Consider the following 14,202-nt stretch of genomic DNA (forward strand, 5'->3'; position numbering starts at 1 on the left):
GCTCTATCGAGCCTAGCCTGAATGAAACCTGAACGGAAGCAGGCCTTTGATAATCCGAGGAATTCCGCCCTTGCGCAACGGGCCTGCCAGAACCTCTTACGGTAGCTGAACCAGGCAAAATTTAACACCGAGGGTTACCTTCCAAGGGCCGCGCTGCTATTCATCTCATGGTACAAGGGCGATCTCGTCGTGCCCCGCAACCAATCCAATCGAACTTTCGGTGTTTTGAGCAATGACGATCCAGTTTTCCAATGACATGGCCGACGTGGTGGCCACCCGCCGTTACCTTCATCAATATCCGGAGCTCGGCCTGTCGGAGTTCAACACATCCGATTTCGTTGCCAGGCAGCTCACGGACCTCGGATATGAGGTCACCCGCGGCCTCGGCAGGACGGGCGTTGTCGCCACGTTGAGGAACGGCACCGGCGGCCGGTCGATCGGCATCCGTGCCGATATGGACGCGCTGCCGATCGAGGAAGAGACAGGCGCGGAATATGCCAGCAGGAACAAGGGCCTGATGCATGCCTGCGGCCATGACGGCCACACCGCGATGCTGCTGGGTGCCGCCAGGATCCTTGCCGACAGGAAGAATTTCGACGGCACGATCCATCTGATCTTCCAGCCGGCGGAGGAGAATTTCGGCGGCGCGAGACTGATGATCGAGGACGGCCTCTTCGAGCGCTTCCCATGCGATGCCGTGTTCGGCCTGCATAACGATCCCAGCCTCGCCTTCGGGCAGATCGGCGTCAAGGAAGGCCCGATGATGGCCGCGGTGGACGAATGCCGCATCACGGTCAATGGCCACGGCGGCCATGGCGCCGAGCCGCAGGATACGTCGGATCCGATCGTCTGCGGCGCGAGCATCATCATGGCGTTGCAGACCATCGCCTCGCGCAACATCCACCCGCTCGACCAGATGGTGATCACCGTCGGCGCCTTCCATGCCGGCATGGCGAGCAATGTCATCCCCGAGCGGGCGGAAATGCTGCTCACCATCCGCTCCTTCGACCCGGACGTCCGCAACGAGCTCGAAAGGCGCATCCGGATGGTCGCAGAGGGCCAGGCCGCGAGCTACGGCATGAGCGTCACGCTCGATTACAAGCGCGGCTACGAAGCGACCGTCAACCACAAGGCGGAAACGGATTTCGTCCGCGACCTCGCCCGTCGTGTCGTCGGCGAGGACAAGGTCGTCGACCTGCCCCGCCCGTCCATGGGCGCCGAGGATTTCGCCTATATGCTGGCGGAGCGGCCGGGCACCTATTTCCTGCTCGGCACCAGGCGCACCGACAACGACCCGCCGCTGCACCACCCGCGCTTCGACTTCAACGACGACGCACTGCCGATCGGAACGAGCTTCTGGGTGGAGCTTGCCGAAGCCTATCTCCCGGCCAAATAGGCCCTTAAACAAAAACACCTCCCGGGCGGCAAGCGCGGGAGGTGTTTTCGGTCTTGGGAGGACCAAGCCCGAATTTCAAAAGGCGAAGCCCGAAGGCCTCAGGGGAAAAGGCCGAGTGTCACGGCGCCAACAAAGATGAAGGCTGCCGTCACCAGGGCGGTGTTCGCCGCCCATTGCCATTTGCCCGCGATACCGCGGTTTGCGAAAGACCGTGTCTGATGCTCGATATGACGCATGGATGTCTCCCGGGTTCTGCTTTCGCCCTTTTCGGACGTTGACCTATGCTAGCTTATCTCTACCAAGCCGATAGAGATAATGTTCCAACCTGCCACCAGTTCCGTAGAAAATCCTTTTTTCTTAACGGCCCTTCCGGGTGTTTAACGGTTTATTATACCCAAGCCCCTTGCGAGCCCTTCAGGCGCCAAAACGATCCAGCGCCAGACGGAAGATATCCGGGTCGATATTGCCGCCCGAGCAGACGGCAATCACCGTATCGCCCAGCGTCTCGCCATGGAAAAGAGCGGCCGCCAATGCCACCGCGCCACCGGGTTCCACGACGATCTTCAGCCGGCTGAAGGCAAGCGCCACCGCATGCAGCGCTTCGTCGTCGGTCACCACCAGACCCGCGCCGCAGAGCCGCGACATGATCGGAAAGGTGATGTTGCCTGGCTGCGGCGTGACGATCGCGTCGCAGAGCGAACCGCCCTGGGTCGCATTACGTTCGATCTGTCCGGAAGCCAGCGACCGCGTCACGTCGTCAAAGCCTTGCGGCTCGCAGGGGTGGACGACGAAACCCGGCGCCTTGGCGTTCAATGCCAGCGCGATGCCGGAAATGAAGCCGCCGCCGCCCGTCGGCACCAGCACATCGGCCTTCTCGATGCCTTCCTCCCTGGCCTGTTCGGCGATTTCGAGCCCGGTCGTGCCCTGGCCGGCGATCACCAGCGGCTCGTCGAACGGCTTGATCAGCGTCAGGCCGCGCTCCTGCGACAGCCGCGCGCCGATCACATCGCGATCCTCGTTGAGGCGGTCATAGAGCACGACGTCGGCGCCATAGGCGCGGGTATTCTCGATCTTGATGCGCGGCGCGTCGGACGGCATGATGATCACGCTCGGAATGCCGTGCATCCTCGCCGCCAGCGCCACGCCCTGGGCATGGTTGCCCGACGAGAAGGCGATCACGCCCTTGGCCCGGACGTCGGGCGACAGCGCCGAGATCGCCGACCAGGCGCCGCGAAACTTGAACGAACCGGTGTGCTGCAGGCATTCCGGCTTCACGAAGATGCGCCGCCCGGCGATGTCGTCGAGGAAGGGCGAGGACAATAGCGGGGTGCGGCGCACGTGGCCATTAAGACGGGCACGGGCGGCTTCGATCATGGCGATATCGGTCATGCGGGGAATTCCGTTTCGGAGGGGCGAGGCGGTGAGGCCGCAAACCTATCGGCGGTTTCCGTTTCGGTAAAGACCGGAAAAGGATCGGCTCAGCCGGCTTCCGCTCCTTGAGACAACGGCAGGGAACCGAGCTTTACCACCGCCTTGATGGGCAGGTGGTCGGACGCAAGCCGCGCAAGCGGGCTGTCATGGGTTTCGACGGCATCGATCAGCCCGGGCTGGTTCGCCATGATGCGATCGAGCGCCAGCACCGGCAGCCGTGATGGGAAGCTCGGCACCGCAGCCGGGAGACCGAACACGGTCGCAAGCGTATTCAGGGAAGAGCGGTCGCCAAGCCGCCATTCGTTGAGATCGCCCATGAGCACCGTCGGCTGTTCGTCACGCGAACGCAGAATGTCGAGGATCATGCGTGCCTGCTGCTGACGCGAACGGTTGAGCAGGCCGAGATGGGCCGCGATGATCCGAAATGCGCTGCCGTCCTTGAGCTCCAGTTCGGTGATCAAGGCACCGCGCGGCTCGAGCCCCGGCAGCTTGACCTGATGAACGTCGCGCACCAGGCCTTCGCGAAAGAGGATCACATTGCCATGCCAGCCATGCGCCTTGGCGACACCGGAGACCGGCACCGGGAAAAGCCCCGTCTCCCGCTCCATCCACGCGAGGTCGAGCAGGCCGCGCCGCTCGCCGAACCGGGAATCCGCTTCCTGCAGCGCGATCACATCCGCGCCGATCTCCCGGATCACATGGCTGGTGCGGCCAGGATCGAACCTGCCGTCGATACCCACGCATTTGTGAACGTTGTAGGAGGCGATCAGCATGCCGTGACCGCGTTCGCGCCCCTCATGCGTTCCGGCGCCGCGGTTCCTTCGAGCCCGGATGGAAGCCAGAATGCTTTTTGGAAGATTGGGACGTTTTTCCCGCATGGTTCTTTTGACTATTCGCCGATCAATGAAATTTATAGGGCAAGCGGCCCATCTATCCAGCAACTAGAGATAGGGGGACCCCAGCCAGAACACGCGTTCGATGAGACGCACGAGGAAGGGCCTTGCCATCAACCCATCGAGCGTCACTTCGGTTGCGGAAGAAATGGCCAGGTCGATCCTTCGTTCCAAAGCTTCCGCGAAAGGGCAGTCCAAGACTTCGAGATCGACCTCGAAATTGAGCCGGAGAGATCGCGGATCGAGGTTGGAGGAGCCGACATAGGCCCAGCGCCCGTCGATCACCAGAAGCTTGGAATGGTTGAACGGCCCGGATGCCCGCCAGATCCGGCAGTAGTTCTTCAGCATCTGGTCGAACTGCGCGGTCATCGCCCGATCGACCAGAACGAGATTGTTGGCGGTCGGCACCACGATATCGACCTCCACCCCACGCCGGGCAGCCGTGACGAGCGCGGTGATCAGTTCGCGGTCCGGCAGGAAATACGGCGATACGATGCGGATCGAGGAACGCGCCACGGAAAACGCGCCCATCAGCATCTTGTGGTTCGTCTCGACGCTCCGGTCGGGTCCGGAAGAAACGGCGCGCATGATGACCGGCGAACCGGCCTCCGTCTCAGGCGCCTGCAGCGCCCAGGCCGCGCCCTCCAACGCCTCGTCGGCGGCATATCGCCAATCGGCGGCGGCAATTGCAAACAGGTCGGCGACAACCGGCCCGGTTACCTTGAAATGGGTGTCGAACGAACATTTGTTGCCGCTGAATTCGCTCGAAAAACCTTCGCGGATGTTCATGCCGCCGGTAAACGCCACCCGGCCGTCGATGACCAGGATCTTCCGGTGGGTGCGCAGGTTCGCATAAGGCAGCCGCAGCCCCATGATGACGTTGCCGTTGAAGACATCGGCGGTGACGCCGCCGTCTCTCAGCATGCCGAGCACGCTCGGAACCGAATATCGGGCGCCGACCGCATCGATCAGCACGCGCACCTCGACGCCGCGCTTGACCGCGGCAATCAGGGCTTCCGCGAACCGGATGCCGATCCTGTCCCGGTCGAAGATATAGGTCTCGAGAATGAGGCTGCGTTTCGCCTTGGCGATCGCCTTCAGCATCGCCCCATAGGCTTCGTCGCCGGTATCGAGCGCGACGATCGTATTGCCGGTCGTCAGCCGGTGGCGCGTCACCCGGTCGCCGAGCGTCTTCATCGCCCGGAAGCGGTGTCCGAAATCCTCGATGATCAGGTTGTTCGTCGCGTCATAGGAAACCACATGCGCGCGGATTTCTCCCTGCAGCAGCGCGCGGCGGTCGCTGATCACCGAACGTCGGATGCGGTTAATCCCGGCGACCAGGTAAAGCAGCGCGCCGACGATCGGAGACAGAACGATGACGCCGACCCAGCCGATCGCCGAGCGGACTTCTTCCTTGGTCATCGCTGCGTGAATCGCAGCTGCGGCCCCCATCAGGACCGACAAAACGAAGAGGATATGCGGCCAGTAGGGTTCGATGAGATCGAGCATGGCGAGCAATATAGGCGCGCTTCGCGCAATCGCAATCGGAGCCGCACCAATAGGTTAGCGCGGCTCCGGCAGGTATCAGGCGGCGAGCTGCTTCTCGAAGACCTCGAGCGAAGCTTCGAACGTGTCGAAGATCGTGTCGATCTGTTGCTCGTTGATGATCATCGGCGGGCAGAGCGCCAGCGAGTCGCCGATCGCCCGCGAAATCAGGCCTTTTTCGAGCATGATCGCCAGCAGCTTGGGACCGAGCTGGCCGGCCGCGAAACCGTCGCGTGGCTTCAGTTCCAGGGCGCCGATGAGGCCGACGCCGCGCGCTTCGATCGCCAGCGGATGGCTTTCCAGCGCCTTCAGCCGGCTCTGGAACTTCGGTGCCAGCGCCCGGACATTGCCGACGAGGTCGCGTTCTTCGATGATCGCCAGGTTTTCCAGCGCGACCGCCGCGGCAACCGGGTGGCCGGCCGCGGTTACGCCATGGCCGAACGTGCCGATCTTCGCCGATTCGTCGGCAAGCGGTCCGTAGACGTTCTCGTTGATCAGCAGCGCCGAGATGGGCTGGTAGGACGACGAAATCTGCTTCGACAGCGTCATGATGTCCGGCTGCAGGGAATAGGTCGTGGTGCCGAACATCTCGCCGGTGCGCCCGAAGCCGCAGATCACCTCGTCGGCGATCAGCAGGATATCGTATTTCCTGAGCACCTTCTGGATCGCATCCCAGTAACCGGCCGGCGGAACGATGACGCCGCCCGCTCCCATGACCGGCTCGCCTATGAAGGCGGCGACGGTTTCCGGCCCTTCCCTGAGGATCAGGTCTTCGAGGTCCTTGGCGCAGCGCTCGACGAAGGCCGCCTCCGTCTCGTTTTCTTCGCTGAAGGCGCGGTAATGCGGGCAGGTCGTGTGGAAGACGCCGGCGAGCGGCAGGTCGAAGGAGCGGTGGTTGTTCGGCAGGCCGGTCAGGCTGGCGCTGGCGATCGTGACGCCGTGATAGCCCTTGATGCGCGAAATGATCTTCTTCTTTTCCGGCTTGCCGAGCGCGTTCGAGCGATACCAGACCATCTTCATGGCGGTGTCGTTGGCCTCGGAACCGGAATTGGTGAAATAGGCCTTCGACATCGGCACAGGCGCCATCTGGATCAGCTTCTCGGCAAGATCGATCGACGGGCCGTGACTGCGGAGCGTAAAGGTATGGTAATAGGGGAGCTTCGCCATCTGCCTGGCGGCCGCTTCGACGAGCCGGCTTTCGCCGAAACCGACGCCGACGCTCCAGAGCCCGGCCATGCCCTCGATATATTTGTTGCCGTTCACGTCGTAGACATAGATGCCCTCGCCGCGGTCGATCACCAGCGATCCGTCACGCTCCAGCGCGCGGGCATTGGTGTAGGAGTGGAGCTGGTAAGCCTTGTCCCGGGCTTCGATGGAATTGGGCTGAATAGTCACGACGGACCTCCTGTGAGACACGCAACGGCGCATAAATTTCATAGGCGGAAACGGCGATATTGGACAGCCCAAATCGCCGTTTTCAGAGAGGCCGACCGTTCAAAATAGTTGACGCGTCGATCAGTTTATTTGGTCATTTCAGCGTCATTGCCGCGACAGGAGGTTCGGCGCCGGCCGGAATGGGGCTTTTGTAGTCCTGTCCCTTGCGCCGCTTCTTGAGATCGGCCCAGGCCGCCTCGCGGAGCTGATCGCTTGTCATGGCGGCCAGTCCGGTCGCGGCCATCGCCTTGGCGACGGAAACCATGCCCTTGTGGGCAAGCGGGCTCTTGCCCTGCGCCACCACCTGCCAGGTATGAAGCTGGGTGCCGACGGCGAGCGTCGCGCCATAGGCCTGCACGGTCGGCACGACCCAGCTGACATCGCCGACATCCGTCGAACCGCCCATCTGGCGGTTTTCGGTGTGCGCCGGCAGGATGAAGTCGGCAAGCGGGATATCCCGCTGTTCCAGGCGCTCCTGGTTCCAGCTTGCGGCAATGTCTTCCGGCGTCAGCGTGGCACGGATCTGTTCGGCAAACTCGATATCCGCGGCGTCGAACGGCGGCGGGCCCATGCTGTCCCAGACGTCCTGCATGACGTCCATCAGCGGCGTATTGACGACGAGGTTGGAGACGCCGGCCAGGATCGTGCTCTCGACCTTGGTCTCGGTCATCAGCGCCGCACCTTCGGCGACCTTCTTGACCCGTTCGATCAGCGTGAAAAGGCCGGGCAGATCCGCGGAGCGGACGACGTAGCGCACCTTGGCATGCGCCTGCACGACGTTCGGCGAGATGCCTCCGCTGTCCAGGACCGCATAGTGGATGCGGCTCTCGGACGGCATGTGCTCGCGCATATAATTGACACCGACGCTCATCAGTTCGACGGCATCGAGCGCACTGCGGCCGAGTTCGGGCACCGCTGACGCATGCGCGGCGCGGCCCGTGAAGGTGAAGTCGATCCGGCAGTTGGCAAGCGAGGTCTCCCGCTGCACGCCGGCGAAATTGCTCGGATGCCAGCTGATTGCGATGTCGACATCCTCGAAGGCACCGGCCCGCACCATGAACGCCTTGGCGGCACCGCCTTCTTCCGCCGGGCAGCCGTAATATCGCACGCGGCCGGGCGTGCCGGTCTTTTCCAGCCAATCCTTCAGCGCGGTCGCGGCCAGCAGCGATGCGGAACCGAGAAGATTGTGGCCGCAGCCATGGCCGTTGGCACCAGGGGTCGTCGGGTCATGCCGGGTGACGCCGGCCTTCTGGCTGAGACCGGCCAGCGCATCGTATTCGCCGAGGAAGGCGATCACCGGACCACCTTCGCCCGCCTCACCGATCAGCGCGGTCGGAATGCCGGCGACGTTCTCGGTGATCTTGAAGCCCTGCGCCTCCAGCATCTCGCGGTGCGCGGCAGCCGAAAGCGTCTCCATGTAGCAGGTTTCCGGCGTCTCCCAGACGCGGTCCGCGAGTTCCGTGAAGACCTCTTTTTTGCGGTCGATGAAATCCCAAACGAGCGGGAGATTGGAATTGCCTGTCGTCATGAAACCATTGCCTCGATAGATCTATGCTGGTCGGAAGGCCCGAACCGTAGCCAATTCCTGGCCGATGGCAATGCGGCATTGCAGCAAAAACAGGCTGTGCGGAGGGATGGAGGGGAAGGAATGCGGATGTGATTGGCACGCGAATGTTAGTATCTCGACAACCGGACCATAATCGTTATGCTCCCGCGCCACGGCCCGCAGGCAAATCTACGAAACGCGCCGAAGCTAATAAAAATGCACCGAGATTTGGCCAATTTTGTGGAAAATTTTCTAAAGAAAGAAGCGGGCGTGAAATTCGATACGGCGGGAGGCCGTTGATCGGAATCAGGTAACAGGGGCATGCACGGCCTGAAGGCCGTCGCGGACCCGCCAGGAGAAACGCATTTTGTAGGCCGGCCGCAGCGAAATATCGCCGGCCAGGAGGTGAACACGGGAATACCAGTCGTTGGGCGCTATATACGCGCCATTCCAGCTGAAGACATCCACCGGGCACGGCGTATAAGCCGGCCACAGGTCATCGGGAGATCCAAATGAAATACAAACTCACCCTTGCCGCAGCGCTGCTGTCGGCAACATTCTTCGCAAGCGGCGCCAGCGCCAAGACCTTCGTATATTGCTCGGAAGGTTCTCCGGAAGGCTTCGACCCCGGCATCTATACCGCCGGCACGACCTTCGACGCTTCGGCGCATCCGATCTACAACCGCCTGCTCGAGTTCAAGTCGGGCACCACCCAGCCGGAAGCAGGCCTCGCCCAGAGCTGGGAGATTTCCGCTGACGGCACCGTCTACACCTTCAAGCTGCGTCCGAACGTCAAGTTCCAGACGACCGACTTCTTCAAACCGACCCGTAACCTGAACGCCGACGACGTCGTCTTCTCGATCGGCCGCCAGATCGACGAGAAGAACGCCTGGAACAAGTATATTTCCGGCGCGACCTGGGAATATGCTGATGGCATGGGCTTTCCGAAGCTCATCAAGTCGATCGAGAAGGTCGACGACCTGACCGTCAAGGTCACGCTCAACCGTCCGGAAGCACCGTTCCTCGCCAACCTCGCCATGCCGTTCGCCTCGATCGTGTCGAAGGAATATGCCGACAGCCTCGACAAGGCCGGCAAGAAGGAACAGCTGAACCAGATGCCGGTCGGCACCGGTCCGTTCACCTTCGTCGGCTACCAGCAGGATGCCGTCATCCGCTTCAAGAAGAACGCCGATTTCTGGGGCCCGGCTCCGAAGATCGACGACCTCGTGTTCGCGATCACCACCGACGCTGCCGTTCGTTACCAGAAGCTCAAGGCCGGCGAATGCCACCTGATGCCCTATCCGAACGCCGCCGACGTGAAGGCCATGAAGGCTGATCCGAGCCTCCAGGTTCTGGAGCAGGAAGGCCTGAACGTCGCCTATCTCGCCTACAACACGACCAAGGCTCCGTTCGACAAGCTGGAAGTCCGCAAGGCGCTGAACAAGGCGATCAACAAGAAGGCGATCGTCGATTCCGTCTTCCAGGGCATGGCGACACCTGCCGTCAACCCGATCCCGCCGACCATGTGGTCCTACAGCAAGGCCACCCAGGACGACACGTACGACCTCGAAGCGGCCAAGAAGATGCTCGCCGACGCAGGCGTCAAGGACCTTTCCATGAAGGTCTGGGCGATGCCGGTTTCGCGTCCCTACATGCTGAATGCCCGCCGCGCGGCCGAAATCATCCAGGACGACTTTGCCAAGATTGGCGTCAAGGTCGAGATCGTTTCCTTCGAATGGGCTGAATACCTGCAGCGTTCGAAGGACAAGAACCGCGATGGCGCCGCCATCATGGGCTGGACCGGCGACAACGGCGATCCGGACAACTTCCTTGATACGCTGCTCGGCTGCGATGCTGTCGGCGGCAACAACCGCGCTCAGTGGTGCAACAAGGAGTTCGACGCCCTGGTGAAGAAGGCCAAGGTCGTCTCCGACCTGGCCGAGCGCACCAAGCTCTACGAAGAGGCTCAGGCGATCTTCAAGAAGGACGCTCCCTGGGCAACCATCGATCACTCCCTCTCGGTCGTACCGATGCGCAAGGGCGTGACCGGCTTTACCCAGAGCCCGCTCGGCGACTTCACCTTCGAAGCGGTCGATATCGCGCAGTAATTTCTGCTTCACGACGATTTTGCCGCGGGACGCGTTGCGTTTCCCGCGGCATTTTCTTATGAGACGCCAAAATTTGGCGAAGACGCCACGATTGCCGTCTTCATGGCTTGACAAAACCGTGAATCGGCCACGAACCAAAAACCACGAAGGTTTCGAATGTTTGGCTTCCTGTTGCGGCGTATCGCCGTGTTGATCCCGACTTTCATCGGGGTCTCGATCATTGCTTTTTCATTTATCCGACTTCTGCCGGGTGATCCGGTTGCGCTTCTTTCCGGCGAACGTGTCATGTCGCCGGAGCGGCATGCCCAGATCAGTGCACAGCTCGGCTTGGATCGGCCGCTGGTCGTCCAGTATTTCGATTATCTCGGCGGCGTGCTGACCGGCGATTTCGGGTCGTCGATCGTGTCCAAGAAGCCGATCCTCGACCAGTTCTGGGCGCTGTTTCCGGCGACCGTGGAACTTTCCTTCTGCGCCATCGTCATCGCCGTCGCGCTCGGCATCCCGGCCGGCGTGATCGCCGCGATCAAGCGCGGCTCGATCTTCGACCAGGGGCTGATGGGCATCGCGCTTGTCGGTTATTCGATGCCGATCTTCTGGTGGGGCCTGCTGCTGATCATCCTGTTCTCCGGAACCCTGCAATGGTTCCCGGTTTCCGGCCGCATCTCGCTGATGTTCTTCTTCCCGCCGGTCACCGGTTTCATGCTGATCGATTCGCTGCTGTCGGGACAGAAGGGCGCCTTTGCCTCGGCGATCAGCCATCTTGCCCTGCCGTCGATCGTGCTTGCGACCATTCCGCTCGCGGTCATCGCCCGCCAGACGCGCTCCGCCATGCTGGAAGTGCTCTCGGAAGATTATGTCCGCACCGCTCGCGCCAAGGGCCTCTCGCCCTTCCGCGTCGTCGGCATCCATGCGCTGCGCAACGCCATGATCCCGGTCATCACCACGATCGGCCTGCAGATCGGCGTCATGCTCGCCGGCGCCATCCTGACGGAGACGATCTTCTCCTGGCCGGGCATCGGCAAGTGGATGGTCGACAGCGTCTTCCGCCGCGACTACGCCGTCATCCAGGGCGGCCTGCTCCTGATCGCGGCCATCATCATGTTCGTCAATCTCATCGTTGATCTGCTCTACGGCCTGATCAACCCCAGAATCCGACACTGATCCGGCATCAAGAAGGAGAAAATCCCGTGGCCGATACCACTGTTACCAAGATCGCCGAACCGGTTTCCAGCGCCGCGATGCGCCGCCAGATGCTCCGCGAGTTCTGGTTCTACTTTTCCGAAAATCGCGGCGCCGTTCTGGGCCTCGTCATTTTCGTCGCCCTCGTCATCGTGGCGATCTTCGCGTCGTTCATCGCCCCGCATTCGCCGTTCGAGCAGTATCGCGATTTCGCCCTGCTTCCGCCGGCCTGGGCCGAGGGCGGCAACCCGTCCTATCTGCTCGGCACCGATCCTGTCGGCCGCGACATCCTGTCCCGCCTGATCTATGGCGCGCAGTATTCGCTGTTCATCGGCGTCTTCGTGACGACGCTGTCGCTCACCGGCGGCATCATCGTCGGCCTGATCGCCGGTTATTACCGCGGCTGGATCGATACCGTCATCATGCGCCTGATGGATATCATCCTCGCCTTCCCGTCGCTGCTGCTCGCCCTCGTGCTCGTCGCGATCCTTGGCCCGAGCCTCACCAACGGCATGATCGCCATCGCGCTCACCCTGCAGCCGCATTTCGTGCGCCTCACCCGCGCCGCAGTGATGGCCGAGAAGTCCCGCGACTATGTGACCGCCGCAAGGCTTGCTGGCGCCGGCCCGCTGCGCCTGATGTTCCGCACCATCCTGCCGAACTGCACCGCGCCGCTGATCGTCCAGGCGACGCTCTCGTTCTCGAACGCCATTCTCGATGCAGCCGCTCTCGGCTTCCTCGGCATGGGCGCCCAGCCGCCGGCACCGGAATGGGGCACGATGCTTGCCGAAGCGCGTGAATTCATCCTGCGCGCCTGGTGGGTCGTCACCTTCCCCGGCGTTGCCATTCTCGTCACCGTTCTCGCCATCAACCTGATGGGCGACGGCCTGCGCGATGCGCTCGACCCGAAACTGAAGAGGTCCTGATCATGGCACTCTTGCAAATCGACAACCTCATCGTCGAATTCGAAACCGCAACCGGCTGGTTCCGCGCCGTCGACGGCGTCTCCGTCTCGGTCGAAAAGGGCGAGGTTCTGGCAATCGTCGGTGAATCCGGCTCCGGCAAGTCCGTCGCCATGCTTGCCGTCATGGGACTGCTCCCGTGGACCGCCAAGATCACCGCCGACCGCATGCTCTTCGAAGGCCGCGACATCCAGAACATCAGCCCGGCCGAGCGCCGCAAACTGATCGGCAAGGACATCGCGATGATCTTCCAGGAGCCGGTCGCGAGCCTCAACCCGTGCTTCACGGTCGGCTTCCAGATCGAGGAAGTGCTGCGCATCCATCTCGGCCTGGACAGCAAGGCCCGTCGCGCCCGCGCAATCGAGCTGTTCAGCCAGGTCGGCCTGCCCAACCCGGAAGAGCGGCTGAACCACTTTCCGCACCAGATGTCGGGCGGCCAGTGCCAGCGCGTGATGATCGCGATTGCGATCGCCTGCAATCCGAAACTGCTGATCGCCGACGAGCCGACCACCGCGCTCGACGTGACGATCCAGAAGCAGATCCTCGACCTGATCATGGCGCTGCAGGCGAAGAACGGCATGGGCCTGATCATGATCACCCATGACATGGGCGTGGTCGCCGAGACAGCCGACCGCGTCATCGTGCAGTACAAGGGCCGCAAGATGGAGGAGGCCGACGTGCTTTCCCTCTTCGAGAGCCCGAAGAGCAACTATACCAAGGCGCTGCTGGCGGCCCTGCCGGAAAACGCGACCGGCGACCGCCTGACCACCGTTTCCGCCTTCTTCGACGGCAATCCGGAACCCGCGCCGGAGGCACGCGCATGAGCAATAATATGACCGATAACACCATGCTCGAAGTGCGCGACATCAAGCGCGATTACGAACTGCCGGGCGGCCTCTTCAAGCCGAAGAAGATCATCCATGCGGTGAAGGGCGTTTCCTTCAAGCTCGAACGCGGCAAGACGCTGGCGATCGTCGGCGAAAGCGGCTGCGGCAAATCCACCCTTGCCCGCATGCTGACCTTCATCGACGAGCCGACCGGCGGCGACCTGCTGATCGACAACAAGAAGGTCGATACCCGCCCGGGCCACCTGACCCAGGAAATGCGCCAGAAGGTGCAGATCGTCTTCCAGAACCCCTATGGCTCGCTGAACCCGCGCCAGAAGATCGGCGATGTGCTCGGCGAACCCTTGGCGATCAACACCGACATGTCGGCCGGCGAACGCCGCGACCGCGCCAGCGAGATGCTGACGAAAGTCGGCCTCGGCCCGGAACACTATAACCGTTATCCGCATATGTTCTCGGGCGGCCAGCGCCAGCGCGTCGCGATCGCCCGCGCGCTGATGATGAACCCGAAGCTTCTCGTGCTCGACGAACCGGTTTCGGCGCTCGACCTCTCGGTACAGGCCCAGGTGCTGAACCTGCTCGCCGATCTCCAGGACGAGTTCAACCTCACCTACGTCTTCATCAGCCACGACCTCTCCGTCGTGCGCTACATCGCCGACGAGGTGATGGTGATGTATTTCGGCGAGGCCGTGGAATACGGCACCCGCGAAGAGGTGTTTTCCGACCCGAAGCACGACTATACCCGCACGCTTTTCAAGGCCACGCCGAAGGCCGACATCGAGTCGATCCGTGCCCGCGTGGCGAAGAAAAAGGCGACGGCGGCAGCTTAGGACGCCCTTCGAAGCGACCGCATCATGCTTCCG

12 protein-coding genes are annotated in these 14,202 nt (G+C 62.3%); 6 read left to right on the forward strand and 6 right to left on the reverse strand.

The window, feature by feature from the left end; all coding sequences use genetic code 11:
• Positions 1–232: 232 nt before the first annotated feature.
• Positions 233–1,396 (forward strand): M20 aminoacylase family protein, encoded by a 1,164-nt coding sequence (locus tag C5L10_RS17590; protein ID WP_245448029.1) that lies wholly within the window; start codon positions 233–235, stop codon positions 1,394–1,396.
• Positions 1,397–1,494: 98 nt separating this feature from the next.
• Here the strand turns inward: C5L10_RS17590 and C5L10_RS33715 are convergent, their stop codons facing one another.
• The 6 genes from C5L10_RS33715 to C5L10_RS17615 all read right to left on the reverse strand — a co-directional run bounded on the left by C5L10_RS33715 (position 1,495) and on the right by C5L10_RS17615 (position 8,227).
• A complete protein-coding gene (locus C5L10_RS33715) occupies positions 1,495–1,632 on the reverse strand; it encodes a hypothetical protein (protein ID WP_172717064.1) in 138 nt (45 codons plus the stop codon).
• Positions 1,633–1,810: 178 nt separating this feature from the next.
• Complete coding sequence (locus tag C5L10_RS17595) at positions 1,811–2,785, reverse strand: threonine/serine dehydratase (RefSeq protein WP_105430722.1); 975 nt, start codon at positions 2,783–2,785, stop codon at positions 1,811–1,813.
• Between the two features lie 89 nt (positions 2,786–2,874).
• Positions 2,875–3,705, reverse strand: a complete 831-nt coding sequence (locus tag C5L10_RS17600; RefSeq protein ID WP_105430723.1) for an endonuclease/exonuclease/phosphatase family protein — start codon at positions 3,703–3,705, stop codon at positions 2,875–2,877.
• Positions 3,706–3,768: 63 nt separating this feature from the next.
• Entirely contained in the window at positions 3,769–5,229 is a 1,461-nt protein-coding gene (cls, locus tag C5L10_RS17605) for a cardiolipin synthase (RefSeq protein ID WP_105403814.1), read from the reverse strand.
• 75 nt (positions 5,230–5,304) lie between these two features.
• Complete coding sequence (locus C5L10_RS17610) at positions 5,305–6,660, reverse strand: aspartate aminotransferase family protein (RefSeq protein ID WP_105430724.1); 1,356 nt, start codon at positions 6,658–6,660, stop codon at positions 5,305–5,307.
• 133 nt (positions 6,661–6,793) lie between these two features.
• Positions 6,794–8,227: a M20 family metallopeptidase gene (locus tag C5L10_RS17615; protein ID WP_105430725.1), complete on the reverse strand. Its 1,434-nt coding sequence runs from the start codon at positions 8,225–8,227 to the stop codon at positions 6,794–6,796.
• Between the two features lie 530 nt (positions 8,228–8,757).
• Here C5L10_RS17615 and C5L10_RS17620 point away from each other — a divergent pair.
• The 5 genes from C5L10_RS17620 (at position 8,758) to C5L10_RS17640 (ending at position 14,169) form a co-directional block, all read left to right on the forward strand.
• Positions 8,758–10,353, forward strand: a complete 1,596-nt coding sequence (locus C5L10_RS17620; RefSeq protein WP_046665194.1) for an ABC transporter substrate-binding protein — start codon at positions 8,758–8,760, stop codon at positions 10,351–10,353.
• A 156-nt stretch (positions 10,354–10,509) separates the two neighbouring features.
• Complete coding sequence (locus C5L10_RS17625; RefSeq protein WP_046637329.1) at positions 10,510–11,514, forward strand: ABC transporter permease subunit; 1,005 nt, start codon at positions 10,510–10,512, stop codon at positions 11,512–11,514.
• A gap of 77 nt (positions 11,515–11,591) precedes the next feature.
• On the forward strand, positions 11,592–12,458 hold the full coding sequence (locus tag C5L10_RS17630; protein WP_046637453.1) for an ABC transporter permease subunit: 867 nt from the start codon (positions 11,592–11,594) through the stop codon (positions 12,456–12,458).
• Positions 12,459–12,460: 2 nt separating this feature from the next.
• Positions 12,461–13,318 carry an ABC transporter ATP-binding protein gene (locus C5L10_RS17635; protein ID WP_105423287.1) on the forward strand — a complete coding sequence of 286 codons (858 nt, stop codon included), beginning with the start codon at positions 12,461–12,463 and terminating at the stop codon, positions 13,316–13,318.
• Positions 13,315–14,169 carry a dipeptide ABC transporter ATP-binding protein gene (locus tag C5L10_RS17640; RefSeq protein ID WP_245448030.1) on the forward strand — a complete coding sequence of 285 codons (855 nt, stop codon included), beginning with the start codon at positions 13,315–13,317 and terminating at the stop codon, positions 14,167–14,169. The genes C5L10_RS17635 and C5L10_RS17640 overlap by 4 nt, the downstream gene beginning before the upstream one ends.
• Positions 14,170–14,202 lie beyond the last annotated feature (33 nt).

The organism is Neorhizobium sp. T6_25 (assembly GCF_002968555.1).
In the GTDB taxonomy this organism is placed as follows: Bacteria; Pseudomonadota; Alphaproteobacteria; order Rhizobiales; family Rhizobiaceae; genus Neorhizobium.